The sequence below is a fragment of the Bacillus sp. RHFS10 genome, from assembly GCF_016757475.1.
Taxonomy (GTDB): Bacteria; Bacillota; Bacilli; order Bacillales; family Bacillaceae; genus Bacillus; species Bacillus subtilis_G.
Genome location: NZ_JAESPO010000001.1, coordinates 446362 through 472702, shown reverse-complemented (window position 1 = coordinate 472702; position 26341 = coordinate 446362). Strand labels below are relative to the sequence as shown.

Annotated in this window: 32 protein-coding genes; 8 read left to right on the top strand and 24 right to left on the bottom strand. The window is 42.3% G+C overall.

Going from position 1 to position 26341, the window contains the following annotated elements; translation table 11 throughout:
• Positions 1-10: 10 nt before the first annotated feature.
• The gene (gene mgsR / locus JMN17_RS02420) at positions 11-388 is read right to left on the bottom strand and encodes a transcriptional regulator MgsR (protein WP_202327193.1); all 378 of its coding nucleotides are present in this window, start codon (positions 386-388) and stop codon (positions 11-13) included.
• 231 nt (positions 389-619) lie between these two features.
• Here mgsR and JMN17_RS02415 point away from each other — a divergent pair, with 231 nt between their 5' ends.
• The gene (locus JMN17_RS02415; protein WP_003226300.1) at positions 620-865 is read left to right on the top strand and encodes a DUF2626 domain-containing protein; all 246 of its coding nucleotides are present in this window, start codon (positions 620-622) and stop codon (positions 863-865) included.
• Between the two features lie 39 nt (positions 866-904).
• On the opposite strand, the gene JMN17_RS02410 is transcribed toward JMN17_RS02415, so the two are convergent.
• A complete protein-coding gene (locus JMN17_RS02410) occupies positions 905-1540 on the bottom strand; it encodes an MBL fold metallo-hydrolase (RefSeq protein WP_202327185.1) in 636 nt (211 codons plus the stop codon).
• A gap of 155 nt (positions 1541-1695) precedes the next feature.
• On the opposite strand from JMN17_RS02410, the gene JMN17_RS02405 reads away from it, so the two are divergent.
• Positions 1696-1869 carry a DUF2759 domain-containing protein gene (locus JMN17_RS02405; RefSeq protein ID WP_202327183.1) on the top strand — a complete coding sequence of 58 codons (174 nt, stop codon included), beginning with the start codon at positions 1696-1698 and terminating at the stop codon, positions 1867-1869.
• A 31-nt stretch (positions 1870-1900) separates the two neighbouring features.
• Here JMN17_RS02405 and JMN17_RS02400 read toward each other — a convergent pair whose 3' ends face one another.
• The 12 genes from JMN17_RS02400 to JMN17_RS02345 all read right to left on the bottom strand — a co-directional run bounded on the left by JMN17_RS02400 (position 1901) and on the right by JMN17_RS02345 (position 12164).
• Positions 1901-2215 carry an MTH1187 family thiamine-binding protein gene (locus JMN17_RS02400; RefSeq protein ID WP_202327181.1) on the bottom strand — a complete coding sequence of 105 codons (315 nt, stop codon included), beginning with the start codon at positions 2213-2215 and terminating at the stop codon, positions 1901-1903.
• Between the two features lie 2 nt (positions 2216-2217).
• The gene (locus tag JMN17_RS02395; protein WP_202327178.1) at positions 2218-3273 is read right to left on the bottom strand and encodes a YqgU-like beta propeller domain-containing protein; all 1056 of its coding nucleotides are present in this window, start codon (positions 3271-3273) and stop codon (positions 2218-2220) included.
• 68 nt (positions 3274-3341) lie between these two features.
• Positions 3342-4472 carry a M14 family metallopeptidase gene (locus JMN17_RS02390; protein WP_202327719.1) on the bottom strand — a complete coding sequence of 377 codons (1131 nt, stop codon included), beginning with the start codon at positions 4470-4472 and terminating at the stop codon, positions 3342-3344.
• A gap of 81 nt (positions 4473-4553) precedes the next feature.
• Positions 4554-6470, bottom strand: a complete 1917-nt coding sequence (locus JMN17_RS02385; protein WP_087990715.1) for an LTA synthase family protein — start codon at positions 6468-6470, stop codon at positions 4554-4556.
• Positions 6471-6585: 115 nt separating this feature from the next.
• Positions 6586-7551: a glucose kinase GlcK gene (glcK, locus tag JMN17_RS02380; RefSeq protein WP_087990716.1), complete on the bottom strand. Its 966-nt coding sequence runs from the start codon at positions 7549-7551 to the stop codon at positions 6586-6588.
• A gap of 17 nt (positions 7552-7568) precedes the next feature.
• Positions 7569-7772, bottom strand: coding sequence for a YqgQ family protein (locus JMN17_RS02375; protein WP_087990717.1), 204 nt, complete (start codon positions 7770-7772; stop codon positions 7569-7571).
• A 110-nt stretch (positions 7773-7882) separates the two neighbouring features.
• The gene (gene yqgP, locus JMN17_RS02370; protein WP_202327176.1) at positions 7883-9409 is read right to left on the bottom strand and encodes a rhomboid protease YqgP; all 1527 of its coding nucleotides are present in this window, start codon (positions 9407-9409) and stop codon (positions 7883-7885) included.
• Positions 9410-9497: 88 nt separating this feature from the next.
• Positions 9498-9671 carry a hypothetical protein gene (locus tag JMN17_RS02365; RefSeq protein WP_087990719.1) on the bottom strand — a complete coding sequence of 58 codons (174 nt, stop codon included), beginning with the start codon at positions 9669-9671 and terminating at the stop codon, positions 9498-9500.
• Positions 9672-9738: 67 nt separating this feature from the next.
• The gene (locus JMN17_RS02360) at positions 9739-10302 is read right to left on the bottom strand and encodes a 5-formyltetrahydrofolate cyclo-ligase (RefSeq protein WP_087990720.1); all 564 of its coding nucleotides are present in this window, start codon (positions 10300-10302) and stop codon (positions 9739-9741) included.
• Positions 10303-10384: 82 nt separating this feature from the next.
• Entirely contained in the window at positions 10385-10534 is a 150-nt protein-coding gene (gene rpmG / locus JMN17_RS02355) for a 50S ribosomal protein L33 (RefSeq protein ID WP_003153056.1), read from the bottom strand.
• An 83-nt stretch (positions 10535-10617) separates the two neighbouring features.
• Positions 10618-11697, bottom strand: a complete 1080-nt coding sequence (locus JMN17_RS02350; protein ID WP_087990721.1) for a glycosyltransferase family 4 protein — start codon at positions 11695-11697, stop codon at positions 10618-10620.
• Positions 11694-12164 carry a hypothetical protein gene (locus JMN17_RS02345; protein WP_202327161.1) on the bottom strand — a complete coding sequence of 157 codons (471 nt, stop codon included), beginning with the start codon at positions 12162-12164 and terminating at the stop codon, positions 11694-11696. Before JMN17_RS02345 ends, JMN17_RS02350 begins: the two co-directional genes overlap by 4 nt.
• A gap of 179 nt (positions 12165-12343) precedes the next feature.
• On the opposite strand from JMN17_RS02345, the gene JMN17_RS02340 reads away from it, so the two are divergent.
• Positions 12344-12697 (top strand): hypothetical protein, encoded by a 354-nt coding sequence (locus JMN17_RS02340; RefSeq protein ID WP_087990723.1) that lies wholly within the window; start codon positions 12344-12346, stop codon positions 12695-12697.
• Positions 12694-13158, top strand: a complete 465-nt coding sequence (locus JMN17_RS02335) for an endolytic transglycosylase MltG (RefSeq protein WP_087990724.1) — start codon at positions 12694-12696, stop codon at positions 13156-13158. The genes JMN17_RS02340 and JMN17_RS02335 overlap by 4 nt, the downstream gene beginning before the upstream one ends.
• 29 nt (positions 13159-13187) lie before the next feature.
• Here JMN17_RS02335 and pstB (JMN17_RS02330) read toward each other — a convergent pair whose 3' ends face one another.
• From pstB (JMN17_RS02330) to JMN17_RS02290, 9 genes are all read right to left on the bottom strand, one after another.
• Positions 13188-13970 (bottom strand): phosphate ABC transporter ATP-binding protein PstB, encoded by a 783-nt coding sequence (gene pstB / locus JMN17_RS02330; RefSeq protein WP_087990725.1) that lies wholly within the window; start codon positions 13968-13970, stop codon positions 13188-13190.
• 10 nt (positions 13971-13980) lie between these two features.
• The gene (gene pstB / locus JMN17_RS02325) at positions 13981-14790 is read right to left on the bottom strand and encodes a phosphate ABC transporter ATP-binding protein PstB (RefSeq protein WP_087990726.1); all 810 of its coding nucleotides are present in this window, start codon (positions 14788-14790) and stop codon (positions 13981-13983) included.
• Between the two features lie 20 nt (positions 14791-14810).
• Entirely contained in the window at positions 14811-15695 is an 885-nt protein-coding gene (gene pstA / locus JMN17_RS02320; protein ID WP_087990727.1) for a phosphate ABC transporter permease PstA, read from the bottom strand.
• Positions 15695-16624, bottom strand: coding sequence for a phosphate ABC transporter permease subunit PstC (pstC, locus tag JMN17_RS02315; protein WP_087990728.1), 930 nt, complete (start codon positions 16622-16624; stop codon positions 15695-15697). The genes pstA and pstC overlap by 1 nt, the downstream gene beginning before the upstream one ends.
• Before the next feature lie 68 nt (positions 16625-16692).
• Positions 16693-17595, bottom strand: a complete 903-nt coding sequence (locus JMN17_RS02310) for a phosphate ABC transporter substrate-binding protein (protein WP_202327159.1) — start codon at positions 17593-17595, stop codon at positions 16693-16695.
• Positions 17596-17750: 155 nt separating this feature from the next.
• Positions 17751-19892 carry a penicillin-binding protein 2A gene (pbpA, locus tag JMN17_RS02305; RefSeq protein ID WP_087990730.1) on the bottom strand — a complete coding sequence of 714 codons (2142 nt, stop codon included), beginning with the start codon at positions 19890-19892 and terminating at the stop codon, positions 17751-17753.
• 113 nt (positions 19893-20005) lie between these two features.
• Entirely contained in the window at positions 20006-21298 is a 1293-nt protein-coding gene (locus tag JMN17_RS02300; protein WP_087990731.1) for an MFS transporter, read from the bottom strand.
• 106 nt (positions 21299-21404) lie between these two features.
• A complete protein-coding gene (gene sodA, locus JMN17_RS02295) occupies positions 21405-22013 on the bottom strand; it encodes a superoxide dismutase SodA (RefSeq protein WP_087990732.1) in 609 nt (202 codons plus the stop codon).
• Between the two features lie 181 nt (positions 22014-22194).
• Positions 22195-22677, bottom strand: a complete 483-nt coding sequence (locus JMN17_RS02290) for a DUF456 domain-containing protein (protein ID WP_087990733.1) — start codon at positions 22675-22677, stop codon at positions 22195-22197.
• A gap of 109 nt (positions 22678-22786) precedes the next feature.
• Between JMN17_RS02290 and JMN17_RS02285 the strand changes: the two genes are divergently transcribed.
• From JMN17_RS02285 to ispG, 3 genes are all read left to right on the top strand, one after another.
• Entirely contained in the window at positions 22787-23548 is a 762-nt protein-coding gene (locus JMN17_RS02285; protein WP_087990734.1) for a DUF1189 domain-containing protein, read from the top strand.
• 94 nt (positions 23549-23642) lie between these two features.
• Entirely contained in the window at positions 23643-23942 is a 300-nt protein-coding gene (locus JMN17_RS02280) for a LysM peptidoglycan-binding domain-containing protein (RefSeq protein WP_087990735.1), read from the top strand.
• Positions 23943-24063: 121 nt separating this feature from the next.
• A complete protein-coding gene (gene ispG, locus JMN17_RS02275) occupies positions 24064-25197 on the top strand; it encodes a flavodoxin-dependent (E)-4-hydroxy-3-methylbut-2-enyl-diphosphate synthase (RefSeq protein WP_087990736.1) in 1134 nt (377 codons plus the stop codon).
• A 24-nt stretch (positions 25198-25221) separates the two neighbouring features.
• Here ispG and JMN17_RS02270 read toward each other — a convergent pair whose 3' ends face one another.
• Positions 25222-25608, bottom strand: coding sequence for a hypothetical protein (locus JMN17_RS02270; protein ID WP_087990737.1), 387 nt, complete (start codon positions 25606-25608; stop codon positions 25222-25224).
• Positions 25609-25740: 132 nt separating this feature from the next.
• Here JMN17_RS02270 and JMN17_RS02265 point away from each other — a divergent pair, with 132 nt between their 5' ends.
• Positions 25741-26322, top strand: a complete 582-nt coding sequence (locus tag JMN17_RS02265; RefSeq protein WP_087990738.1) for a hypothetical protein — start codon at positions 25741-25743, stop codon at positions 26320-26322.
• The last annotated feature ends 19 nt before the right edge of the window (positions 26323-26341 follow it).

Below are 26341 nucleotides of genomic sequence, written 5' to 3'. Positions count from 1 at the left end.
CGGTTTTTCATCATGCAGATTGATGAACCGTTTTCTTCTTCGATAGCTTCAACAGTTCTCCCGGATTATAACCGATCACCAGCTTTTTGTTGTCCACAAGAATCGGACGTCGCAAAAGCTTCGGCTTCTCGATTAAAAGTTCCAGCACCTCATTTACCGTCATCTCTTCGATGTTTAGATTTAAATCTTTGAAGGTCTGGCTTCTTGTCGCTAAAATTTCATCAATACCTTCTGTCGTTAACGATAAAATGTACCTTAATTCTTCTATTGTCGGGGTATCTCTGAATAAGTGCCGTTCGTTAAATTCAATTTGATGCGCTTTAAGCCAATGTTTTGTTTTTCGGCATGACGTGCAGCTTGGATATGAGTAAAAAATTAATTGTTCCATTCGTTTTTTCCTCCTAGTTAACCATCTCTTTGTAGAATAACTACCCGGATCATTTTTTATTTAAACCATTTAAAGAACTTTTTTTCGGATTATTTTTTAAAAAACAGTCATATAATAGAAAACGCAATCAAAGGAACAAATTCCATTTGTATAACAATAATGAAAATGTTTACATTTCTAGGTGTGATCTATTATAATAACAGTCAGAGGTACTCTCGGGAGGGGATAAAAATGAATCGCATGTTCCGGGTGTTAGGATTTTGGACGGGAATTTTCGCAGTCATGTTTTATTTGGGTGATATGAAAGATGCTTCCCTATTATTTTTTGGACAGACGATCCTATTTGTATTTCTATCGTATTTGAACTTAACTGAACGCATGTATATTTATATTTTTGGCGCTTATTTAACGATTTTCTTTGCCGGCTTTACATATTACTCAATTTTTATTATGGTGCCCGGCGGCGGAGGCCATTAAATGCAAAAAGAGACAAACCTTATCGGTTTGTCTCTTTTTTTACAATGAAAACCCATTTAAAAACGGATTTTGATCCTGCTCAGTCAGTACGTCTGTTTCAGGTCCATGGCCGCTTAACACCAGCGTGTGCTCCGGCAGCGTAAGCAGTTTTTCATGAATGGATGTCAGCAGCGTCTCCTGATCGCCGCCTATTAAATCCGTACGCCCTATACCGCCTTGAAACAGGACATCTCCGGAGATCACCAAGTCTGCATCCTTCACGTAGTAAGAAACACTGCCTGGCGAATGTCCCGGCGTAAATAATGTTTCCAAATAAAACGGTCCGATATTGAGCTCACCGTCTCCTTCAATCAGATGATCTGCAGGCTTAGCTGTGATTTCTATCCCTCTCAGCATGCCGGAGCCGTTTAAGGAGGCATCCGTAAGCCAATTCTTTTCATTCTGATGCAGGTAAACAGGGATATCCCATTTTTCTCTCACTTCATCCAGCGCTCCAATATGGTCGAAATGGGCATGTGTAAGCAAAATGGCTAAAGGCGTCAGCCCTTTATCTTTTATGTATTGATTGATTTTATTTCCTTCTCCGCCCGGATCAAAAATCAGGCATTGATCATCATTGATGAGAAAATATGCGTTCGCTTGAATCGGCCCAACTGGCATTCGTCTCCATTTCACTATGATCACCTCTTTCTTTTTATGCTCCTATTATGAGGGTTTTTGAAAAAAGATTCAAACAATCGCAATGAAAACGCTATCGACAAACCTCTAAAAAACAGGTAGAATAAAAATGGAAAGAATTGCAGGTTTTTCAATGTAAAGGGGGCTGCGTAATGTTACTTGTCGTGATTTTCGGCCTTGTCGCTCTTTTCGCTTTATGGGGAGTCTTGCGTTCTGTTAAAAATAGAAATATACTTGGATTTTTAATGGCCGGAGCCACCTTATTTGTCTTTGGCTGGTTTACGGTGATGACCGTGATAAACAGCGGCTATCCAACCGCGCATTAAAACCTGTATCCCATTGGATACAGGTTTGTTTTTATTGCTGTAATCGTTTATTGACACTTTCTATTTTGCTTTCAAGCGTCGTTTTTTTGTCACGTCTGTCATCAATTCGGATGTTTGTTGCCACTCTGTGCAGCCCTTTTTGAAACGGTGCTTCGTGAATTTCCTGAATAACTGTGAAAAGGTCACTGAGTTCTCCCTCGATCAGCGTGTTCATCGGTGTCAGCTGGTATTTGATTTTCCCTTCAGCTTGATATTTTTCTAAAATTTTTTGGACATCGGCCACGTAATCACTCACACTAGGTGTTTCCGTTCCGATTGGGATAATGGTTACATCTGCGATAGCCATCGTTATTCCATCTCCTTTTGATCAATGATGAGTTGCTTCATTTCATGTGATTCCAATAAAATGATCTGCTCAAAATGAAAGCCGTATAACGCATATTTCCCGTTCGGAGAAATTTGTATCGGCTCCATTTTCGGCAGGGAGAAAAGATCGTTTGCCTTTCCCGATGCCACATTGACAGCTGCGAGCTTATATGAATCGCCGCTTTCTTTAAACGTATAAAAAAGAGCTTTTGCTTCATCATAATCATACTCCATCGGAGCCAAATTTGTATATTTTGTTTGGAGCGGCCATTCCGCTGTAACTGGCGATTTTGTTTGCGGCGTATTAAACTGATACGTCCCTTTTTGTCCGGAAGCTGATTTGACAGTAAAACTCATTTGATGGAAAGAATCAAAGAAAAGAACATCATCCTCGAGCTTTTCTTCCGTATTGGAGGCCGTATCGAATGTATATAAAGGCCCTGACTTATCCTCTCTTCCCTCTTTTACATAACCAAATGTATTTTTGGATGTCCAATGAATAAATGGAACCTGTACCGGACTTAAGGAAGACTCGTCTTTTTTGGCATTCACCTGATATGTATGGAAATCCCAGTTTTCAGAGAAGACCGTAACCATCATTTGATAAGGATCATACTGGTTCCAAGCAGCCTCGAGCTCATACGTTTCATATTCTTTTTGGTAAAGCGTCTCTCCTTTTGCATTAAGCAAAACCACTGCTGTCTTTTGGCTGTGCGTAACTTGCAGCAGAATCATCTGCTTTTTCGGATTGATTTGAACATCAACGATTTGGCCATCCGTCCGATAAAGCTTTTTCGCTTTGCCGGTATAGATGCGGTACGAAAAAAGCTCTGTTTTCGTCGGATCGGACGCGGTATATAAAATTGTGCTGTTATTCAGCCATCCTTCAGCTCCATCCGCTTTTTCCGCGGAAAGCGGAATGATGTCTTTTTCCTCATCTTTTGCCGCCGATGTTTGTTTTTGCTGCTGATGAGATGGTTCGCATGCCGTTAAACTAAACAGCAAAGCCGACAGCAGAATGAAACAAACTGATCTCATCAGCCTTCCCCTCCGATCATCTTTATTGTCGCATATTTGCTGCGGCAGAAAAAAGAAAAAGTTTTCAGTTACTCATGAAAAAATAGCGACCTCCACAAAATGCCGTTTGTCGCATTATAAATATGTGAAAACTGCTGAAACGGCAAAGGATTTTGACCTTTTCCAAGTTCCACCGTATATCCTTCTTTAAAATAATAGTGAATAAACCAATCGCGAAATCCCGCATAGCTGTCTATATCCCTTATCCCTTTATAAATGTTCCCGCTTAACTTCTCAAAATCCTTTATGACTGCAGCAGATTCTTCAGGTTCAAGGCCTTTGTAGCCCCAATAAATTTCTTCTCCCTGAGTATGGAGGGCCAGCAGTCTGTCAGGTGGATTCTCCGTTATCAGACGGTACATCGCGATGGATTCCGGTTCCGTAAGCGGAGTGATTCCCGGAAAATCGCGGTAGGTCGGTGCTGTCGGTTTGCGGTGTTTCTCAATTTCCCATAATGACGGAAATTGTTTATTTAAATCAACTCCGTTTATGTTTGCCTTCCATTCATTAAAATTCGGACGATGGCCATTTAGCCGTTCGAGCTCTTCTTTCCTGGTTCCCATGCCTTCTGATCCATTCAAGACAAGATCAACGCCATCCGGATTAACAAGAGGAACGAGAGACAGAGATGTGCTGCTGAACAGCTTCATGGGAGAAAAGCCGAAGAAAGGCGAGTTGCAGCATAATGACATGCAGTATTCCTTAAACCATTTTAGCAGGACAGACGTGGTGATCCACTCATTCGCATGAAACGAGGCGTTCATATGAACCTTTTTTACAGCATGCTCTCCACCTGCCTTCAGCTCCCAGATTGGTCTGCCAAGTACAGAACGGCCAATTTTTCGGCATGAAACAAAGGGAAATACATCAATAATCTTCTTTACTTCCTTTTCAACACCTGCATCATCATAGATTTTTCCTTGCTCTATCCAGTTATCAGAAAGATCAAGCTCTCGAGGCTGTAAAAAGCTCTTGATCTCCTGAATGGTTTGAAGCTCCTTATCGTTATTCTCTTCAATCAAATAACCAGGACAATACAATTGGTGCTTCTGTCCGGTGCGATTTGCGCTTTTAAGCAGTTCCTCGTCTATCTTCAGTTCTCTCGCCACTCTGGTCAAGTTGTGCTTGATCTCAGGTTTCACCGTAATAAACGCCATCATCATCCCCCTTTTTTGTTACTATATGACAGCGTGTTTAAAAAAAGAAAGCCTCCCGCCACTTTGTTGGGGGAGACATTGTGATTACGATGCCTGATCGATCATTTGTTTTTCTTTTCGTTTTGACGAATGGTCCAGCCTTTTCTGATCATAAAAACGCAACAAATCACCATAGATGATTTCATCAGAAAGTGACAGCTCCTGTTTCGCTTTATCAGCAAATGCTTCACATTGTTTTGCCTCTTTTAGCGGCTTACCGGTCTCTTTGTCATAACAAACACCGTCAGTATATACAACCTGATCCGTGATAAAACTCCCGTCCCGGAGCACTGTAAAGTCCATTTTTTCCTCTGAAAGCAGATCGTTGCCAAATTGAATTTGATCTTTCGTTTCAATCCCTAAAAGATTCATCAGCGTCGGCCTGATATCAATTTGTCCGCCTACTGTTTCAATGGTTTGCGGCTTTTTATCAGTAATACCGGGAATATGAATGACAAGCGGCACCTTTTGGAGCTGTACTTCTTCAAATGGTGTAATCTCTTTCCCTAAAAATTGCCCCATCGCTTCATTATGGTTTTCCGATATACCATAATGGTCACCGTATAATATGATAATAGAGTTGTCGTATAATCCGTCTTCTCTCAGCTTTTCGATAAACCGTTTCAGCGCCTCATCCTGATAGCGTACGGTCGGGAAGTATTTATTTAGCGTCTGGCTGCTTGAATCATATCGATCAATCAATTTGTCCTCTTCATCAAGATCAAACGGGAAGTGGTTCGTCAGTGTGATCAGCCTCGAATAAAACGGCTGAGGCAGATTTTTCATCAGCTCTGAAGATTGCTCAAAAAATTCTTTGTCCTTCAGTCCCCAGCCGACTGAATTTTTGTCATTTACATCATAGGCATTACTATCTAAAAAAGAATCATATCCAAGCGATTCATACATTAAATCACGATTCCAAAAGCTTTTATTATTAGCGTGAAGGACAGCTGAATAGTAACCGCTGTTTTTCAGAATCTCAGGTGCGGCTCTGTATTCGTTTCCTGCATTTGTAAAAAACACGGCACCTCGTCCAAGCGGATACAGTGAATTGTCCACGATAAATTCAGAATCCGATGTTTTTCCCTGGCCGGTTTGGTGGTAAACATTATTGAAATTGTAGCTCTGTTTTATAAAGTCATTCAGAAAAGGCGTGATTTCTTTTCCATTCACCTTTTCATTGACCACAAAGCTTTGCGTCGACTCTAAGGATACGAGAATGACGTTCCTGCCTTTTGCAGCGCCGAATAAACTTTTGTTGGCGTCTTTCGCATTAGCGGTTACGTAGTTTTCAATTTCCGTCAGGCTGTTGCTGTCAGCCAAGGCTCTTTGTGCAGACTGCTTCGACTGAAGAACACCGTCGTAAATATGAAAATTAAACAAACTGATGTTTTTAACAAGCATTTCTCTGTCAAATGAACGTGTCAATAGCTGAGGTCTTTCTGCTTCAGACAAGCCCAAATTGAAGAAATAAACAGAAGCAACAAACAGAAAATATGCCGCCCGTTCATTTTTCGTGGAGGGAATGTCCGATTGAAAAGCTTTTTGCCCAATGTGAAGCCATATTAAAACCACAATATCTACAGCCAATAGAAGGTCTGTCGGCTCTAGAAGTGTTCCGATGCTGCTTCCGAGATCACCCATATTGCTCGTTTGAAAAAGAACAGGAATCGTTAAGAAATCATTGTAAAAACGGTAAAAAACCATATTTGCCAGCAATACAAATGTGACAAGACAGCTCATCGCAATCATGTAACGATTTCTGTTTTTGCCTTTTAAAAACAGGCTGAAGCCAAAAATGAACAGCAAAAAGCTCAATGGGTTGATAAACAGAATAAATTCCTGCGTTAGATTGTCGATTTTAATATGAAAACTGGTTTTGTAAACAGCATACGTTTTCAGCCACATCAATAAAATGGCAATCAGCATAAATGAAAACTTCGAAAAAAACGTTTTTCGCATTTCAACCTCCTATGCAGCACGCTCGAAAAATCAGTCTATTCCTAACATTCTCATTATCACATTAATTTAAATCTTAACCTGAACATAACAAAAAATCAATTTCATTTATACAATTTTAACAATTTTGGTGTTTCATCCATTCGTTTTTAGCGATCCAAGCGCCGCCGATAACGCCGGCATCATTTCCAAGTGTGGCAATTGAAATATCAGCCGCTTCTGCCGCCCGTGGAAACGCGCATTTGCGGAATGTTTTCTCGACTTTTGATCTCAGCAGTTCTCCAGCTCTCGAAACGCCGCCGCCCAGAACGATTTTTGACGGATTAAGCGAGCTTGCCAAATTTCCGAGCACCAAACCAAGGTGTTCGGATACATAATCAATGACTTCCAGGGCAATTTCGTCATTTTCATCCGCCGCTTCAAATACATCCCTCGCTGACAATTGTTCAGATGCTTGTAAACGTGTCGTCTGTTTAGCATCTGCAATTTTCTCTTTTGCAATTCTTACAATTCCGGTTGCGGACGCTATTGTTTCGATACAGCCCGTCTTTCCGCAGTTGCAAGGCGCTCCGCCTTCAGGAATGCTGCAAATATGGCCGATTTCCCCGCCGGCGCCATTTATGCCATGTACAATTTCACCATTTACAATGATACCGCCGCCAACTCCCGTGCCAAGCGTCACGAGAATGACGTCTTTTGCGCCGTCACCCGCTCCCTTCCACATTTCCCCGAGCGCAGCAATATTCGCGTCGTTTTCTATCACAGCCGGGATGCCGGTTTCTGTCTCCAGATGGTTCTTTAAAGCATAGTTTTTCCACCCCAGATTTACTGTTTCATAAACGACTCCGGCTGCCATATCTACAGGACCCGGTGCGCCCATTCCGATGTATTTAATGATATGCTTCGGTTTTTGCAGCTCATCCAGCTTGCTGTCGATTGTTTTTGCAATCGCAACGGTAATGGTATCGCCGGTTTTATCAGTCGGGACTTCCCACTTATGCTGAATTTCACCATATTGATTAATAAAAGCGAGTTTAATCGTCGTTCCTCCCAGATCAATGCCTGCAAACCATATCTCGTCCATTTTTATCACCTTAGCCTTTACATCTTTCGTTTTTTTGTTTGTTCCAATTCTTTTCGAAGGACAGCTGCCGCTTTGGCCCATTGCTCCTTCTCAATCATGTGGTTCATGTATAATTCCTTTAATTCATCCAGCATAAACTCTATTTCAAGCTCTCTGTCTCCAAAATAAACAATGTGGCCAAACGTTTTTAACAGCTGCTGCACATCATAAAATGTATTCATTTTTCCTCACCATTCTTGATCTTAACTATCATAAGCGTATTCATATAGATGCAGCCGGTCAAGAAGAAATGACAAAAAAGCCAGTCTCCCTCCCCGGCATATTCCATTCCTTATGATTCTTCTTTATTGTTTTCTATTTGTCGCTGCAGCTCTTTATAACGCTGCTCCTTCGGCTCTAGGTTTACAGCCGACTCGATAGCCTTCCCTGCTTGACCAAGCTCATTTTTTTCCGCATACAGCAAGGCTAAATAGTAATAGGAGTCATGGTCTTTAGGTTCTTTTTCCACTGCTCTTTCCAAAAGGGAAATCGCCTGATCATATTCACCGATTTGAATATCTGAAACAGCCAGAATTTTCAATAGATCAACAGAGGCATCTTTTTGCTCCGCTTCTCCGTTCAGCAATTCCGTTACTTCTTTATACTTTCCTTCCTGATTCAGCTCTCTCGCCTGCTGAATCAGCGCCGACTCCTGATGGGAGGGCGAATGCAATCCGTAGTATAAAAACCCGGCCGCCAAAGCAAGCAGCAAAGCCGCTGACAATAATCTTCTTGCCAATGCTCGGGCTTTGGGTAATCCTAGTGCGGCGGCTGCGAAAAAACCGCCAATCAAGCCGCCGATATGTCCTGAATTATCAATATTCGAAACCGCAAAACCAAAGCCCAGATTGATGATAATAATGACGATAATATTGGTTCCGATCGTTCTAAAAAACATTTTCCGATTTGTCAAAGCTATATACAGCAATGCACCTAAGCATCCGAATATGGCTCCTGAAGCGCCTGCTGAAGGATACGGGCTGAACACAAAGCTTGCGATCGAACCCGTGATGCCAGCAGCCAGATAAATCAGCAAAAATCTGCCCGATCCGTACATCCGCTCAACCGCTGTACCGACCGACCATAAAGCCAGCGTGTTAAACGCTAAATGCGCAATGCCGATGTGAAGCACAATCGGTGTCAAAAGCCGCCACCATTCTCCAGCTGCAATCAGGCTGTTTTCCTTTGCTCCAAAAGCGACAAGCGTCTCCGTATTTGTACTGCCCCCGTTTAATTCAAGCAAGAAAAACATCAAGATCTGAAGCGCGATGAATAAATATGTAAAGATTGGTTTTCCGTTTTGAAAAACCGCCGCTTCATTTTTTCTCTGTTCTTCTTGTTTCAGTACTAGCGAAAGGAAGCGTTCTCTCGCCATTTGCGCGTCTTCAAACGAAGCGCGGGCTTCTGTGCATTCTTCCGCAGGAAATGATGGAAAAACAGCTTGAAGATCATCACGGAGCATCGTTCTCCTCACGATCGCCGGCTCAACTGATACAGGCCCCTTCTCAAAAGGCTTTTCGGCGATCTCTTCCCAGTCATCAACAGGGGCTTCCGCTGAAAAAAATACATTCAGCAGTTTCATCTGACGATTGCCCATCGACGCCCTGATTCGTTCTACTCGTTCAGCCTGCTCTTCTATGTCTCTTGCCATTTCCTGGCGAAAATCAATATCATGTTTATATAGGCGAACCAGATCATAAGAGGACTTGTCCGGTGCTTCCAGCCACATTTCATCTGACTCACCGGCTTGTATGACGCCATACCCGCTATTCACTAAGTGCGCCGCGATTTTCCAATATGTATACTCCAGCAAATACATGTTTACCGCTCCAATGGTTTTTTTTCATTATAACAGCTGATGCTCCGAACGCCTACCGAAAGCAAAAAATCCCGTTTTTCACGGGATTTTAGAAAGCTTGCTGTATAAACTTATTGCGGATAAACGGAATTCTTAAAAATAAATGAATAAAAGACCGCCTGATTCCCGGCTGGCTGAGTACGGTATTCATAAGACGGTAGCGGTTTTGATAAAACATGACGGCAGAAACAGCGAAAATGGCATAAATCATAAGTTTTTTCATCATATCCCTCCTGCCAATTAGGGTTTGTCATTCTTTTTTATTTATTCTTAAATAAGGAGCAGGAACGTTAGGGACAACAAAAAACGATTCGACCCTCTGTTATCAGCTGATGTACCGGGATGTCATGCGGCAGACGGGGAACGTGTGAAAACAGCTGGCACTCCAAAAGCAAAGAGACTGTCTTCCCTTCATAATCGCTTAAAAAACGGTCATAATAGCCGCCGCCAAAGCCGACCCTAAACCCGTCAGTATCGAAACAAACACCCGGAACGATTATCAAGTCAATTTGTGATGGTTCCACTTTTTTTGTTTTTTCGATTACCGGCTCAAGAAGTCCGGCGTAAACGGTTTCGAGCTGATCATCGGTCTGATATGTACGGAATTGCATGTTCTTCGATTTCGGGTCGCATTTGGGAATACAAACTTGTTTCCCTTCTTTCCAAGCCTGCTTAATGACGGGACGCGTCGGTATTTCCAGCCCTCTGGAGATGGTGACGGCAATGGTGCTGGCATTTTGCCACTCCGGCAGAGAAAACAAACGCTTGTACATACGCGCTGTTTTTTGAAGTAGATCTTCATCTGATACAGCAGATAGTGCCTCCATCGTCTTTTTTCTTAATTGTGATTTCATCTCTCATCCCCCTCGGAAAAGAAAAAAGCCAGAACCTTTTTTCAAAGCTCTGGCTTTTTTTACACCTCAAACAGCTGAGCTGTTATTTTGTTTCACGGTGTAACGTAGATTTTTTATCACGTGGGCAATATTTTTTAAATTCAACGCGGTCTGGATTGTTGCGTTTGTTCTTTTTAGAAATATAGTTACGCTCACCACATTCAGTGCAAGCCAAAGTAATATTAACGCGCATTATTTTCCCTCCAAACTAAAATCATTTACTTATTCAGACTTATATATAATACCACTATAATGGACGGAATGCTAGGCTGATTTTCAATGAATTATTGAATTATGAATAATACGCTCATAAAGCTGCAAATATGATTCCGTAATGAGCCGGGGATGGTGTAGTTTGATCACTTGTTCTCTGCCGGCTTCTTTTATCCGGCGGGCTCTTTCCCGGTCTTTTAAAAACCTGTCCAGCAGATCAGCCGCTTCCTGCGCGCGCGTAAAATCAACGGTGAATGCTGTTTTGTCGTGAAGGGCAAAGTCACAAAAACCGCCCGACTGAGAAACGGCAGTCAGCACACCTTGTTCCATGCTTTCTTGCGCGGCAAGCCCAAACGGCTCATAAAAACTAGGGAAAACAGCCATTTCACAGTGAGACAGAAACGTTCTGATGTCTCTTCTATGCAGAAACGGCAGGAACATAACACGTTCCTTCAAATTCAATGCTGCAGCCAGTTTTTCATAGGAGGAGAGAGACGGACCTTCCCCAGCCAGCACCAAATGCAGGTCAGGCTGACGCCGCCTCAGGATAGCAAACACCTTTAACAGCTGAGAAAAACCTTTTTCCGGAACAAACCTACCAAACGAAAATATGAACCTTCCATTCATGTTCCTTGGAACTTCTCCCTTTTCCTCCTCCATAGATGCAGGGCTTGGGATGACAGTTATTTTTTCACGTGCTGCCTTATCAAGCGACCGTTTCATAAAAGAGCTTAGTACAATCAATTCATCAGCAGATTCTATCAGGAGCCGTTCGGTCTGCAGTCTGTATGGATGCGGGGCTTCTTGGCACGCCTTCTTCCTTTCGCTTTCAAGACCGTGGATAGTCACTGCAAGCGGGATGCCAAGCCGTTGTTTCAAATAATGAGCAGCGGGAGCTGTCATATCATCATGGGCATGAATCAGATCGAAACGCTCATTGCAGGATAACACATGCTGAACCATTGTAAAGTTAGCATCAGCCATAAAATCTTCAAACTGCGCATATGAAAACAGCCGCCTGCTTGGAGTAAAAACAGTTATGTTGATATGCGGGTTTAAATAAGAAATAAGACGGTTTAAATGGACACCAAGCCCGCTTTTCGGCTCATGAGGATGTTCAAGTGAAAGCATGAGAACGTTCATCTTTCTTTTTCCCCTCCTCCATAACACGTGTAGGCAGAAAATTGCTTCTCCCACCAGGTGTACGCGTCCTCAGCCTGAAAGCTTTTTAGATCAGTAACCCCATTTTCCGCAAGATAGATGTCCTCTGTATCCGCGAGCTTGAGAGAGACATTCATTGAGTTAACTATTCTGTATTCAGCCCCATATACAGCATCACCAGCTGCCTGTCCAATTGTCCATTCCCCTTTATGATACGTTATGCGTTTCGTCCTGACAGCTTCGATGTTTTTTCTTTTGATGACAATGCGCAATTCTTTTATCATATCCCGCGGGCTTTCGAAAAGCACAGCTTCAGCCAGCCGCATTGTTTCTTCTGAGATGTCCCAGCGTACGGTCAAGGTGCGGGCGTTTTGAATCATCATATCGAATGTATCCCTAAAAAAAGAAAACTTATGTCGTATATTATAGAGAAATGGGTATTGATCCATGGATTTTTAACATTCTCCTTTCCTATCGTTCACTCGGTGTTCCTATTAAATCATTACATAGAGTGGAAGCAAAGAAAGACTTCTCGACAAAATCTCGTTTTTTTCGCGAATACCTTTAGAATCTATTGGTTTTATGGTATAAAAAAGAAGGATAAAAAAAGAATAGAAGGTGATGAAACGTGGAAATTGCTATTATTGCGTTGTTTATCGTCAGTATAGCGCTAATTGCATTCTCATATTCTCAAAGAGATCCGATGAAAGATGTAGAGCAAGAGCTCGAAACACTGCAGCTTTCTGCGATGCAGGAAATTTACAAGCTCAAAAAGAAAATGACAGTGCTTGAGGAAGAATTACTGGAAACAAACCTTGTCATCCGCAAATCAAAGCATAGCGATATCAATCAAAAGATCGCTAAACAAATACTTTCAAAATATAATAATGGCATGTCCGCTGAAGCGATCGCTAAAGCTGAGCATGTATCAGTGGAAGACGTAAATACGATTATCAAAGATAACGAGAGGGTGCTCGTATGACAAAACGGGGCATTCAGGCATTTGCAGGCGGCATTATTTTAGCGACAGCCGTTCTTGCAGCTGTTTTTTATCTAACAGACGAAGACCAGGCCGCTGCTGTAAAAGAAAATAAAACAGTAACCGAACAAGACGTGAGCAATTACCTCGATTCTAAAAAAATGGTTTCTGTTAACCGTGATGAATATCAAAAACTTCTTGATTCAAAAGAGAAATCCTTGAACGATGACAGCAGCTCAGACGCAAAAAAAGACAAAGTCAAAACATACAAGCTCACCATTAAAGACGGCATGAGCACCGCAGATGTATCTGCTATTCTTGAAAAAGAAGGCATCATTTCCTCGGCTCAAAACTTTAACGACTATGTCATTGATGCCGGATATCATAAAGAAATCCGCGCCGGCGAGTTTAAAGTAAAATCAGACATGAGCTTCAAAAAGATCGTAAAAACGTTAACACGATAAAAAAACAGGCTGACAGTCAGCCTGTTTTTTTATCCAAACTTTCCTGTGATGTAATCGAGAGTTCTTTGATCCTGCGGGTTAGAGAACATTTTATTGGTATTGTCACATTCAACAAGCTCGCCCATGTAGAAAAAGGCGGTTTGATCAGAAACCCTTGCTGCCTGCTGCATGTTGTGCGTAACGATTACAATAGTATATTTATTTTTCAGCTCAAGAATCAGTTCTTCAATTTTTCTCGTTGAAATTGGATCTAGTGCAGATGTCGGTTCATCCATCAGCAAAATATCAGGATTTGTCGCAAGCGCTCTGGCGATACAGAGACGCTGTTGCTGGCCGCCTGATAGAGAAAGGGCTGATGAATGCAATCGATCCTTCACCTCATCCCATAACGCCACGTCTTTTAATGACTTTTCCACAATGTCTTGAAGCTTCTTTTTATTTTTGGTGCCGTGGACTCTCGGTCCGTAAGCGACATTATCAAAGATAGATTGCGGAAACGGGTTCCCTTTTTGAAATACCATGCCGATATTTTTTCGTAAATCCACGATATCCACTTTATCCTTTAAAATGTTGCTGCCATTATAATTCAGTTCACCTGCAAGCTTTACATTCGGCGTCATTTGAATCATTAAATTCAATGTTTTAATGAAGGTCGATTTCCCGCATCCTGACGGCCCGATAATCGCGGTGATCTCGTTTTCATGAATACTCAAATTGATATTTTTTAAAGCGTGATGCTGTCCATACCATAAGTCCATTCCATTGACTTGATAGACTTCCTGTTTCATTACAGCTTCGGTAGCAATACTCATTGCCGCCCTCCTATCCGAATTTCCCGTTTATATAATCCTCTGTCTTTTGCTGTTCCGGACTGGTGAAAATTTGTTCAGTCTGCCCGTATTCTACAAGCTCGCCGTTTAAAAAGAATGCCGTCCGGTCAGAAACCCGCAGCGCCTGCTGCATATTGTGCGTGACAATAATAATTGAGTATTCGCTTTTCAGTTGTGTTATTAATTCTTCTATTTTTGCATTTGAAATCGGATCTAGCGCTGAAGCTGGTTCATCCAGCAGAAGAACGGCCGGCTTCATCGCAAGCGTTCTCGCGATGCATAAACGCTGCTGCTGGCCGCCTGATAACGAAAGTGCAGACGAATGCAAACGATCCTTCACCTCATCCCAGAGCGCTGCTTTTGTTAAGCTTTCTTCCACAATCTCATCTAAAACAGCTTTATTCCGCTCTCCAGCATATTTCAAGGCATGTGTGATATTCGCATAAATCGATTTCGGAAATGGATTCGGTTTTTGGAAAACCATTCCGATTTCTCTTCTTAAGCTGACAACATTAATATTGCCGCCCAGTATATTTAATCCTTCATAAAGGATTTCACCTTCAGCCCTTGCAGAAGGAATTAAATCATTCATTCGGTTAATGTTTCTCAAAAAAGTGGACTTTCCGCACCCTGACGGTCCAATCAAAGCGGTCACCGCATTTTTTTCAATATCCATATTCACGCGGTGAACTGCCTGTTTATCTCCGTAAAAAATAGACAGATCTTTCACTTCGAGCACGTGGCGCTGTTTCGGAACGAAAACAGCACGTTCAGGCTTTTCTTTTACCATTTGTTCAGACATGTTTTTCGCCTCTTTCCGTTCTAATTTGCCGTAAGCTTTTTGTAGATCATCGTGCCAAGCCATCTCGCTGCGAGATTAAATACAAGAACAGAAATGACCAGCACCGCAGAACCTCCGTTGGCAATCGCTTCAGCATCCGGAATAATTCCTTGCGTATTTACGTTCCAAATGTGAACCGCAAGTGTTTCAGCGGGCCTGAAGATATTAAATGGCGATGTTTCAGAAAACGGGTTCCATTCCGTAAAATTAAGACGCGGTGTTGTCAGACCGGCTGTAAATAATAATGCCGCCGCTTCCCCGAACACCCTTCCTGACGCTAAAATCGCTCCGGTGATGATAGAAGGGATTGCACTTGGAATTAAAACCGTTTTTACGGTATGCCAGCGTGATACACCTAAAGCGAGAGAGGCTTCCTTCAAATCTTTAGGGACTGAACGAATCGCGTCTTCTGTCACACGCACCATGACAGGAAGGTTAAAAACAGTTAATGCAAGCGCCCCGCCTATGATCGTATATCCCCAGCCTGTTAAGTTAACAAACATCAATAATCCAAACATCCCAATCACAATTGACGGAAGAGATGAAAGCACCTCTATACATGTTCTGATGAAATCAGTCACTTTGTTATTAGGCGCGTACTCAGCCATGAACACTCCGCCGCCCACACCGAGCGGGATTGTAATCAGCATCGTGATAAACAAAATATAAAAGGAGTTGAACAGCTGGTCGCGTATTCCTCCTCCAGCTGCAATGGCACTTGATTTTGTCGTAATAAAGTCGAAGCTGAGCTGGGAAACACCGTTAATAATAATATAGGAAAATAAGCCTACCAGAATTGCCGCGATAATGGCTGCGCATAAACCAAATATTCCAGTTGCCAGTTTATCTGTTATTTTGCGGTTCATTACACTTTCCTCCTAGATGACAAGTAGCGGATAAACAGGATGAACAAGAATGACATCACCAGAAGCACAAGCCCCATTGACCACAGCGTATTGTTTTCAACGCTGCCGTATGTGGTATGCCCCATATTCAGCGTAATGATCGTTGTCAGGGTTCCGGCAGTGTCAAACAGGCTTTCCGGCAATACTCTTGTATTTCCAATGACCATCTGAACAGCCAAAGCTTCGCCAAACGCCCGTGCCATACCAAGCACAACAGCCGTCATTAATGTCGGAAAAGCTGCGGGTACAAGTACTTTTCTGATCGTCTGCCATCTTGTCGCACCGAGCGCATAAGAACCTTCTCTTAAACTCTTCGGAAGAGAAGCCATCGCATCAGCAGAGATCGATGTAATGGTCGGCAGGATCATAATGGAAAGGACAATCGTTCCCGCCAATAAACTGTGCCCTGTTCCGCTCGATTTGAACTGAGCGATAAACGGCACTAATACTGTAAGACCTATGAATCCATAAACAACAGATGGAATGCCGACTAAAAGCTCAATCACCGGCTGCAGTACTTTCTTTCCCCAATTCGGCGCAATTTCTGTCATAAAAATCGCACCTGCAATGCCGAGCGGCGCAGCAATGAGTGCAGAAAGAATCGTTACTGCAAATGATCCAAAAATAAATGGAAGCACTCCATATTTCGGATCCGTATCTGTAGGGTTCCAATTTAGGCTCGTTAAGAATTCAATTGGGCTTACACCATTTACAAGAAAAGATTGCAGCCCCTTCACGCCGAGGAAAATGGTGATCGCAACAGATGCCGAAATCATAATAAGCGCACAAGCTGTCACAATCATTCTTCCCCGAACTTCATCCAATTGCCGATTTTGCCTTGAGCTGATTAAACGCTCGCTCACAGACATATTTTCTCTATTGTTTATCATTGTTTTACACTCCTATGAATGTGTTAAGAGGAGAAACGGTTGCCACCGCACTCCTCTATTTATAAAGATCAGCTTTGCTTCCCGTTGGCATCGCGTGTCACTTTCATATCAGTAACCGGAATGTACCCTTGGTCGGTAACAATGCTTTTTTGAATGTCATCACTCTTTAAATAATCAAGGAATTCCTTAGCTAAATCTGTCGCTTCACCTTTTGTGTAAGAATGCTGATAAGCCCAAATTGGATACTCGCCAGCTGCAACATTTTTCGCTTCAGGTTTTACACCGTCAATAGATAGAGCAGTTACTTTGTCATCTGTTAAATATGAGAATGCAAGATACCCAATCGCTCCCGAAGTATCAGCAATGATTTTTTTCACTGTGTTAGATGAATCTTCAGTAATGCCTTCTGCAGGTTCTTCTCCGTCAAGCGCATATTTCACAAATGTAGCACGTGTGCCAGAAGAATCAGGACGGTTTACAAGTGTGATCTTTTGGTCTTTGCCGCCAAGCTCTTTCCAGTTTTTGATTTTGCCGGTGAAGATTTTTTTCAACTCATCTTTTGAAATATCCTTCACACCGGCATCAGGGTTTACAGCTGCTGCCATACCCACTACTGCGACTTGATGATCGACTAGCGCTTTTGCATCAATTCCTTCTTTTTCTTCAGCAAAAACATCTGAATTCCCGATCTGAACAGCTCCTTCAGAAACTTGAGAAAGCCCTGTTCCAGAACCGCCAGCTTGCACCTGTATATCTGCATCAGGGTTTTCTTCCATAAATTTTTCTGCGGCAGCGAGTACTAATGGCTGCATAGCAGATGAACCAGAAATGGTTAAAGATCCTGATGCCTTTTCTTCCCCTTTTGCAGAATCGCTATTCGATTTTTCACTTTCTCCTGCATTTCCGCATGCAGCTGCAATCATCATAAAAGTAGCCATTAGAAGCATAAGCACCCATTTGTTTTTTTTCATTTCCTGAATTCCCCCTGCATATAATGTGTAATTTGTCCTACACGTATAGAATAAAGGTTCTGTGTAAAAAGGGTTTGAATCGAATGTTAAGGTTTTGTAAATCAATGCGTTTTTTTGTATAAAAAAAAACGCCCACATCATGTGAGCGTTTCATTTTAGTCATTAGAAGACGTTGCGTTTTCTTCGATTTTGTCTTTATTCTTTTGCTGAGTATCTTCTTTGTCCTGCTTCGATTTCAGCTCAAAATATTTATCCAATACTTCTCTGCCGATTTCGTTTGTAATGGTATATTTAGCGCCATAATCAATATAAGCCCAAGGTACTACGACAGAGATCGCAATCTCAGGATTATCGGCCGGCGCATAAGCGACAAGTGTCGTATTATAAGCCGCTGTTCCTGTTTTTGATTTATCAGGCCCATCATAGAAAGACTGCGCTGTTCCTGTTTTGCCGGCAGGCTGATAGGAAGCTGAAGCAAATTGGGTCGCGGCTGTCCCTTTTGTCATCACTCGTCTGAACCCGGCCTGTACCTCTTTAATATAATCGCTTTTCATATCAATTTTATTCAGCACTTCAGGCTGAACAGATTGTACAACTGCTCCGATCCCTTTTTCAGCATTGGGTTCTCTGACTTCTTTTACAAGCTGAGGCTTCAAACGATAGCCCCCGTTTGCAATCGTTGATACGTATTGCGCCAGTTCCAACGGTGTATAAGTATCGTACTGACCGATCGCATAGTCAAGCAAAAATCCCGTCAATCTGTTTGTTCCTTTATAGCCTGTCATTTCATTCGGAAGATCAATTCCAGTTTTGACACCCAATCCAAATTGGCTAAAATGATTACGGAATGTATCAAAGGCCGCAGTATCAATCGGTAAAGCTTGATGTGGTTTATACTCGCCTTTACCGATTGCAATCGCAGTTTTAAACATAAATACGTTGGAAGACTGCTCTAACGCTCTTTGAATATTAACCGAACCTAAATTCTTCCAAGATTTTTTACCATTTTTATCTTGACCGATATATAACGGCTCATCTTGAAAAACCGTATTTAAGTTGATGGCGCCGGTTTGAAGACCCGTTAGTACGGTTGCACCTTTAACAGCTGATCCCATGGCATAGGATGAAGTCATATTTCCTAATGCATAATCATCAAACTTGTATGCCCCATTTTCTAGTTTAATCTGCTTGCCCGCCATTGTCAGCACTTCACCGTTTCTTGGATCCATCATGACAACGAAAGCGCGGTCTAACAATTGAGTGCTTGCTCTTGCTTTAGCTGATTTTAAATTCTTCTCAATGATTTTTTCAACTGACTTTTGCAAATCAATATCAATCGTAAGCACGAGATCTTTACCGGCTTTGCCTTCAGAAACGGTTTTCGTTCCCGTGACATTGCCGTTTGAATCTGTAATGTTTTCTACCTTTGCTTTTTGTCCTTGAAGAAGGCTTTCGTATTGGTATTCCAAATAGCTTTTTCCGACCCTGTCATTTCGGCTGTAGCCAAGCGACAGATAATGCTCGAGCAAATTGGACGGCAATCCTTCATCAGAGCTGGAAACACTTCCGAGCACTGAGCGGAGAAGGTTTTTATACGGATAGTCACGTTCCCAATCGGACGTGACATCAACACCCGGCAGTTCGTCTAAATGTTCACTTACCACTGCCATTTCCTTCGCTGATACATCTTCATTTTTGATATATTGAGGGGTCAATGCGTATCCTGAATCCATCTGTCTTTTGATGGCGAGGATCTGCATGTCTTTATCCGTCAGGTCATTCATCTGCTTGTCAGTAATTCGTTTTAGCTGAAGCTGATATAAATCGTTATCGGATAATTTTTTGTCTTCTGCCTGCTGTCTTTCTTGAGAGGTAATCAGCTTTTTGGCTTCTTTTGGCCTAGTCAAAATCCAATAATCCTTTTTATCCCGTTCTGTTACTTTTTTTGTATCGACTTTAATCATCTCAGACAGCTTTTTTGCGATCTTTAAACGTTGCTCTTGCGAGGTCGATTTAGATCTGGTGTATGTGATTGCGTTTAAAGCCTTATTTGTCACGATGGCATTAAAGTTTCGATCATAAATTTTACCGCGCGGCACTGCGGAGCTGACTTCACTTTGTTCCTGCTTATTGGCTTGATTTTTGTAATCATCGCCTTGCACGATCTGCTTGATCCCCAGTTCCACAATGATCCAGGTAAATATAACAAAGGCGGCCAAGAATAAAATATTCAGCCGGATCGGCAGCGACTTCTTTTTCTCTTTATGATTTTGTGTTTTTGGTTTATTTCTCCTCATAACATCACCTTTTTCTATTTACAGAAAGAAAAGACACTCAAGTAAGAGTGCCAGTTTTCATTTTAAAGGTTTTTTCGACTTTTTTCTACAGATAACCCCTTTTTGACAAAAAATTATCTTTCGCCTTTTAAAAGATTCGGTTCAGTGACCCTTTTTTGGCCATCCTCTTCCATGGTTTGATTTTCCTCTTCTTTCTCCTTAAAACGGATATCTTTGACAAAGTAATAAATCAGCGGATGTCCTACACCCAAGATAGCAAGTGACAAAGGAATTCCCACATCTTCTTTGAGAAGAGCCACGATCAGGAGAAAGCCTAAAATGGAGACAATCCTGCCGGCGTTTAAAAACAATTCCCTCAGCACGATATATTCAATTCTTGCTTTTCTGGCATGTCTCGCCCGGCCTATCACATCATATGTAAGTGAAACATATGGCACGAGCAAAAGAGGATAGCCGATGGCAATAAATACGCCGTACGTCAATAATGTCGCAAAGCTCATATGAAACAGAATCAGAAACAGCGCTCCATACAAAATAAGGCCGCCCAGCAAAATCGATTTTTTTCTGGCCTTTTTCTTAATCAGCCTGGATGCAAAGTAATAGGCAAAGAAAGAAACAGCTGAGTTGACAAGGCCGAATGTGCCGAGGGCCAGTTCGCTGTTTGTCTCAATAAACACAAAAACACTGATTAAAAAAATAAAAATCCCTTCTCTTAAGCCTTGAAAAAAATGCGCATTCGTAATTCTCCGCCAATTCATATTACTATGGCGCTCTCCAAATACTTTGCTCAGCATAAAACGGCCCTTTGATTCTCTTCGTTTTAAAAAAAAGCTCATCACAACAGCCAATGCAAACAAACTGAGGGAGAGGCTGAAAATCACTGTGTAACCCGTATTATTTTCAAGCCTTGAGATAACAAATCCCGCTACAATCGGGCCGATCATTCCTGCCGAGGAAGACAGAATGCCCATAAATCCGTTGAAAAAGTCTCGCGTATCCGGCTCTGTGATTTCAAAGGTCAGAACGTTAAACGCAAGCCAATAAAAGCCATAGCCCACTCCAAGCACCGCGCCGATCAGCACGAGCCGGCTGGCTGCCGTTTCTCCGGCTAAAAGCACACTTAAATAAAAGGCAGCTAAAAAAATGACGCCGAACCTTAAAATGAACACCCTGTCTATTTTTTTGGCTAACCGTCCAGCCAAATAAAAGGTTATCGGCTGCATTGTCACAATGGATAAATTATATATCGCCAAATCAATAAATTTCCCTGACTGCTTCCAAAGATACACATTAACAAATGTATTGGACAGTGCAATTCCCAGTGAGTAAAGCCCGCCAATAGTCAGCAGAAAGAGTAACCCTTTGTTTACGTCTACATCGCCAATCACTTTTTTTAGTTTGCTCATTACTGACTCCCCTTTACTATCCCTTAGTCTGTCTCACTCAAACCGAGATATGTAAAAAGAAGACATAAAAAAACAAGGCCCTGTATCGAGGACCTTGCTAGTGTCATTATTTTGCTTCGCTGTATAGACGAGCCACTTCGTCCCAGTTCACAACATTCCAGAACGCTGAAATGTAATCAGGACGGCGGTTTTGATAGTTAAGGTAGTAAGCATGCTCCCAAACGTCAAGACCTAAGATAGGCGTTTTGCCTTCTGAAAGCGGAGAATCTTGGTTTGGCGTGCTTGTGATTTCAAGTTTGCCGTTGTTAACAACAAGCCATGCCCAGCCAGAACCGAAGCGTCCTGCTGCTGCAGCTGCGAATTGCTCTTTGAATTTGTCAAAGCTTCCAAATACACTATTGATCTCATCAGCAAGCGCGCCAGTCGGCTCGCCGCCGCCGTTTGGAGATAAAAGTGTCCAGAATAATTTGTGGTTCGCGTGTCCGCCGCCGTTGTTGCGGACTGCAGTGCGGATGTTTTCAGGAACAGAATTAATATCTGCAACCAGCTCTTCAACTGATTTGGTTGCAAGAGCAGTGTTTCCTTCAACCGCTTTGTTTAAATTTGTAACGTATGTGTTGTGGTGTTTCGTATGATGAATAGTCATAGTTTCCTTGTCGATATGCGGTTCTAAAGCATCGTACGCATAAGGTAATTCTGGAAGTTCGTAAGCCATGATAATTCCTCCTTTAATATATATATGTACTGAAATGCCGCTTCACAGCGAGCCTTTCTTCATTCAATGTAACAAAAGTATGCTTTGTAAGCAATGAAAAAGCTCACATCTTGGCTCATTTCAGCGAACATATTTCACTTTAACCGATAATTCGCCCCATTAAACATGCCGTCCGCAATTCTTATAGGACCGTCCATAAAAAATATCCGATCATCAAAAGCTGTATCATGCCCTTTGCAATAACCCCTGTTAAAAAGCCAATGAGTGAGCCGAGACCGATTTTAAACGCTGACTTGACGTCCTTTTGGCGGACGATAAGTTCTGCACAAACAGCCCCGATAAACGGACCTAATATGATTCCCGCAACCGGAATGACAAAAGGCCCGATTAATAAACCGATCGTGCTTCCCCATATAGCGGCTTTGCTTCCGCCGAACCTTTTTACTCCGAGCAGATTAGACACGTAATCCGCGGCGAATAATACTGCGGCAAAAACAGCTTCGACGAGCCAGAACATATAAGAATAAGGACTGAATGAAAACAAAAATCCATACAATACAAATCCGGCAACGATAAATATGACACTCGGAATAATGGGATACACCAGCCCAATAAAGGCGATGATAAATACCGCCGCAATCAACAGCCAATACAACATATCCATAGCATTCTTCCTCCCTTTTTCATCTGTTTTCTTCATGTCTTCCTTGTATTCACACGCGGGCAACGATACAATAAGCAACATATATTAGTATAGCTAGGAAGTGAAGATAGTGAATATATTTCAGCTTTTCATCAAAAGTACATACTCTCCCCGCGATATCGCAAAAACACGATTTCAAGGAATCGGTAAAACGATTCTTTATGTATTTTTGCTTTCTGTCCTTTTTGCAATTCCTACCGCTTATTATGTAAGCTCAGGGACCGTAAAATCAATGAACGGCTTTAAAACCGTGTTAAACAAAGATTTCCCTGATTTCACAATTTCAAACGGCAAACTTCAAACGGATGAGAAAAAAGCGACGGAATCACAGGCAAATGGTTTCGTTATCGTATTTGATCCGACGGACGCTTACGGCACCAAGCAAATTGAAGCAAAGCAAAATGCGATCGGCATCCTCCAGAACAAATTTGTTTTGGCCATTGACGGACAGGCTCAGGAGATGCCTTACTCAATGATACCGTCAGAGTTAAAGAAAAAAGATGTCATCGCAGGTTTAAACCAAAATAAAACGATGATCGTAACTGTTCTCTCAGCTCTCATTTTCCTCGTAACTGCCGCAGGAAAATTTATTGAAGTATCATTTTTGGCGCTTATCGGGTTAATCATTAAGAATTCACAAAGAAAGCATCTATCCTACCATCAGCTCTGGAAGCTTTCGGCCTATTCCATCACCCTTTCGACCGTATTCTTTACGATCATGCGCGCATTAGAAGCGGCAGTTCCAAGTGAATTTTTGCTGAACTGGTTTGTCAATATTGTCATCCTGTTTCTCGTGTTGAAAGAGATTCCGTCCAAAAAAGCTGCTGTATAATCCGAGACTGCATTCGCAGTCTCTTTTCTTTTGTCATGGATTAAAAAGGACAAGCATACGATGGTATAAAATCTTGTATGCGGGAGGAAAAGTGATGAAGCGTCTCACCTTTGTATGCAGCATTGTTTTTATACTTTTTATTCTTTTTTATGATCTTAAAATTGGAACAATACCCATTCAGGACCTCCCTGTCTATGAAGCATCAGCAAAAACGGCTGCACAAGGACCAGCGTATAAAACGGTGAAGGTTAAGCCGGGTGACACGGTTATGTCAATTGTCGGACCAGCAGGTTCTCCTGACGACATTGTAAAGGATTTTGAAGCACTGAATCCGAATGTAAGGGCCAACGCCATTCAAGCGGGAACAGCGTACAAATTCCCGGTCTACCCTTAATTAACGTTAATTTCTTGTCAGTTTGGCGAAGACACTGTTACAATGTAATTTGTAAAATAAATTCACATAAACCATACTAGAATTGTTACATCTAGAAGCGGCAACTACAATTAAGGAGCGATTGCAAGTGAGTGAAATCACACATCGTACAAAAACGCGTCCCGTCAAAGTGGGACCTTTAACAATAGGCGGCAACAATGAAGTTGTCATCCAAAGCATGACAACAACAAAAACACATGATGTGGAAGCAACGGTTGCGGAAATTAACCGGTTGGCTGAAGCCGGATGCCAAGTCGTTCGGGTAGCATGTCCGGATGAACGGGCGGCAAACGCCATTGCAGATATTAAAAAACGGATTTCCATTCCGCTCGTTGTTGACATCCATTTCGATTATAAGCTTGCGTTAAAAGCCATTGAAGGCGGCGCTGATAAGATCCGAATCAACCCTGGCAACATCGGCCGCCGTGAAAAAGTCGAAGCGGTCGTTAAGGCGGCGAAAGAAAAAGGGATTCCGATCAGAATCGGAGTAAACGCCGGTTCACTTGAAAAACGGATTTTAGAAAAATACGGTTATCCGACAGCCGACGGAATGGTAGAAAGCGCACTTCACCACATTAAAATTCTTGAAGACCTTGACTTTCACGATATTATTGTCAGCATGAAGGCATCTGACGTCAACCTTGCGATCGAGGCTTATGAAAAAGCGTCGAAAGCATTTGATTACCCGCTGCACCTTGGGATCACCGAGTCAGGAACGCTGTTTGCCGGCACAGTTAAGAGCGCAGCAGGACTCGGCGCGATTTTAAGCAAGGGCATCGGAAACACCTTGCGTATTTCATTAAGCGCAGATCCTGTGGAAGAGGTAAAAGTAGCAAGGGAGCTTCTGAAATCTTTCGGCTTAGCCTCCAATGCTGCCACACTCATCTCATGTCCGACTTGCGGCCGTATTGAGATTGACCTCATCAGCATCGCCAATGAAGTGGAAGAGTATATTTCTAAGATAAAAGCGCCGATCAAAGTTGCTGTTCTCGGCTGTGCCGTAAACGGACCGGGTGAAGCTAGAGAAGCCGATATCGGAATCGCCGGCGCACGCGGTGAAGGACTGTTATTCCGGAAAGGAAAAATTGTCCGTAAAGTTCCAGAGGAAACAATGGTAGAGGAACTCAAGAAGGAAATCGACATTCTTGCTGAGGAACACTATGCAAAGCTTGAAGCTGAAAAAGCTAAATTAAAAGAAGAGACACAAAAAGCTTGACGGGAACCCGTCAAGCTTTTTATGTTAAAAAAACGGAATAATAAATATTCCAAGCACTAATGAAACGACACCGATACCCATCGCCCAAGCTCCCAAGCCCTGAGCACCTCTTCTTCTTGCGATATAGCCGACAATAATACCGGCAGCTCCCAATAAAACAGGCAGTACAAACAATGAAATAATGGACAAGGCTAACGCAATATATCCCATTCCCCGTCCTTCATTGACATTGCCGCCGCTGCGGTCATTGTCTCGATCATTGTTGCGATCAGCAGCACGGTAAGGCTCTGCGATTTCTGCAGCCGTTTCCTCAAAAAAACCATCATTGTCGCGGGTAATATTTGTTCCTTCAGAACCATGGTCAACATAGTAGCTGTTGTTGTCACGTTTTTCGTAATCTGCCACCTTCAATTCCCCCTTCTGTTTTATTAAAGGAGCTTTTATAGTTTGAACCATTTTACCCGTTTCATGTTTGCTAAACTTTTCTGGTAATGTTAATTGTTTATGTTACACTTGAAAGGATGAAACTGAAGGAGTGTGGGCATGTTACGCTTAGGAATAGATATTGACGGCACAATCACGGCTCAGGATACATTCGTCCCTTATTTGAACCGCTCGTTTAATCTTTCCATTTCATTAGAAGATATGACGGATTATGATTTGACAAAGCTGTTAAACATTACGCAGGAAGAATTTTGGGATTGGATGAATCAAAATGAAGCGATCATATATAAGGAAGCAATGCTTGCGCAGCACGCAAAACAGTCACTTGACCTCCTCAAAGAGGAGCACAAGCTTATTTATATTACAGCGAGGCGAACTCATTTAACTGATATTACCTATGAATGGTTTGACAGACAAAACATTCATTTCGACCATATCGAACTCGTTGGCGGCCATCATAAAGTTGAGGCAGTCAAAAATCATAACATCGACTTGTTTTTCGAGGATCATCACGGAAACGCAATGATGATTGCGAAAGAAGCCGATATACCGGTGATTTTATTCAATTCCCCCTATAACCAGCTTCCAATTGATTCGAACATCATCAGAGTCAGCAACTGGCTGGAAGCCGTTCAATGGATGAACAAAAACAAACATCATTTGATACGTGTCAATAACTGAAAAAGGAGCCCAGGGCTCC

Bases quoted from the DNA above. Each gene is read 5' to 3' on its own strand.
- pstC (WP_087990728.1), bottom strand. From the start codon at position 16,624: ATGATAAACAATAGAGAAAATATGTCTGTGAGCGAGCGTTTAATCAGC.
- pbpA (WP_087990730.1), bottom strand. From the start codon at position 19,892: ATGAGGAGAAATAAACCAAAAACACAAAATCATAAAGAGAAAAAGAAG.
- JMN17_RS02405 (WP_202327183.1), top strand. From the start codon at position 1,696: ATGTTACTTGTCGTGATTTTCGGCCTTGTCGCTCTTTTCGCTTTATGG.
- sodA (WP_087990732.1), bottom strand. From the start codon at position 22,013: ATGGCTTACGAACTTCCAGAATTACCTTATGCGTACGATGCTTTAGAA.
- rpmG (WP_003153056.1), bottom strand. From the start codon at position 10,534: ATGCGCGTTAATATTACTTTGGCTTGCACTGAATGTGGTGAGCGTAAC.
- JMN17_RS02390 (WP_202327719.1), bottom strand. From the start codon at position 4,472: ATGATGGCGTTTATTACGGTGAAACCTGAGATCAAGCACAACTTGACC.
- JMN17_RS02350 (WP_087990721.1), bottom strand. From the start codon at position 11,697: ATGAACGTTCTCATGCTTTCACTTGAACATCCTCATGAGCCGAAAAGC.
- mgsR (WP_202327193.1), bottom strand. From the start codon at position 388: ATGGAACAATTAATTTTTTACTCATATCCAAGCTGCACGTCATGCCGA.
- JMN17_RS02400 (WP_202327181.1), bottom strand. From the start codon at position 2,215: ATGGCTATCGCAGATGTAACCATTATCCCAATCGGAACGGAAACACCT.
- JMN17_RS02310 (WP_202327159.1), bottom strand. From the start codon at position 17,595: ATGAAAAAAAACAAATGGGTGCTTATGCTTCTAATGGCTACTTTTATG.
- JMN17_RS02300 (WP_087990731.1), bottom strand. From the start codon at position 21,298: ATGAGCAAACTAAAAAAAGTGATTGGCGATGTAGACGTAAACAAAGGG.
- JMN17_RS02385 (WP_087990715.1), bottom strand. From the start codon at position 6,470: ATGCGAAAAACGTTTTTTTCGAAGTTTTCATTTATGCTGATTGCCATT.
- yqgP (WP_202327176.1), bottom strand. From the start codon at position 9,409: ATGTATTTGCTGGAGTATACATATTGGAAAATCGCGGCGCACTTAGTG.
- JMN17_RS02375 (WP_087990717.1), bottom strand. From the start codon at position 7,772: ATGAATACATTTTATGATGTGCAGCAGCTGTTAAAAACGTTTGGCCAC.
- JMN17_RS02395 (WP_202327178.1), bottom strand. From the start codon at position 3,273: ATGAGATCAGTTTGTTTCATTCTGCTGTCGGCTTTGCTGTTTAGTTTA.
- JMN17_RS02360 (WP_087990720.1), bottom strand. From the start codon at position 10,302: ATGAAATCACAATTAAGAAAAAAGACGATGGAGGCACTATCTGCTGTA.
- pstB (WP_087990725.1), bottom strand. From the start codon at position 13,970: ATGAGTATTGCTACCGAAGCTGTAATGAAACAGGAAGTCTATCAAGTC.
- JMN17_RS02415 (WP_003226300.1), top strand. From the start codon at position 620: ATGAATCGCATGTTCCGGGTGTTAGGATTTTGGACGGGAATTTTCGCA.
- pstB (WP_087990726.1), bottom strand. From the start codon at position 14,790: ATGTCTGAACAAATGGTAAAAGAAAAGCCTGAACGTGCTGTTTTCGTT.
- JMN17_RS02280 (WP_087990735.1), top strand. From the start codon at position 23,643: ATGAAGCGTCTCACCTTTGTATGCAGCATTGTTTTTATACTTTTTATT.
- JMN17_RS02335 (WP_087990724.1), top strand. From the start codon at position 12,694: ATGACAAAACGGGGCATTCAGGCATTTGCAGGCGGCATTATTTTAGCG.
- JMN17_RS02345 (WP_202327161.1), bottom strand. From the start codon at position 12,164: ATGGATCAATACCCATTTCTCTATAATATACGACATAAGTTTTCTTTT.
- JMN17_RS02290 (WP_087990733.1), bottom strand. From the start codon at position 22,677: ATGGATATGTTGTATTGGCTGTTGATTGCGGCGGTATTTATCATCGCC.
- pstA (WP_087990727.1), bottom strand. From the start codon at position 15,695: ATGAACCGCAAAATAACAGATAAACTGGCAACTGGAATATTTGGTTTA.
- JMN17_RS02265 (WP_087990738.1), top strand. From the start codon at position 25,741: ATGTTACGCTTAGGAATAGATATTGACGGCACAATCACGGCTCAGGAT.
- JMN17_RS02365 (WP_087990719.1), bottom strand. From the start codon at position 9,671: ATGAAAAAACTTATGATTTATGCCATTTTCGCTGTTTCTGCCGTCATG.
- glcK (WP_087990716.1), bottom strand. From the start codon at position 7,551: ATGGACGAGATATGGTTTGCAGGCATTGATCTGGGAGGAACGACGATT.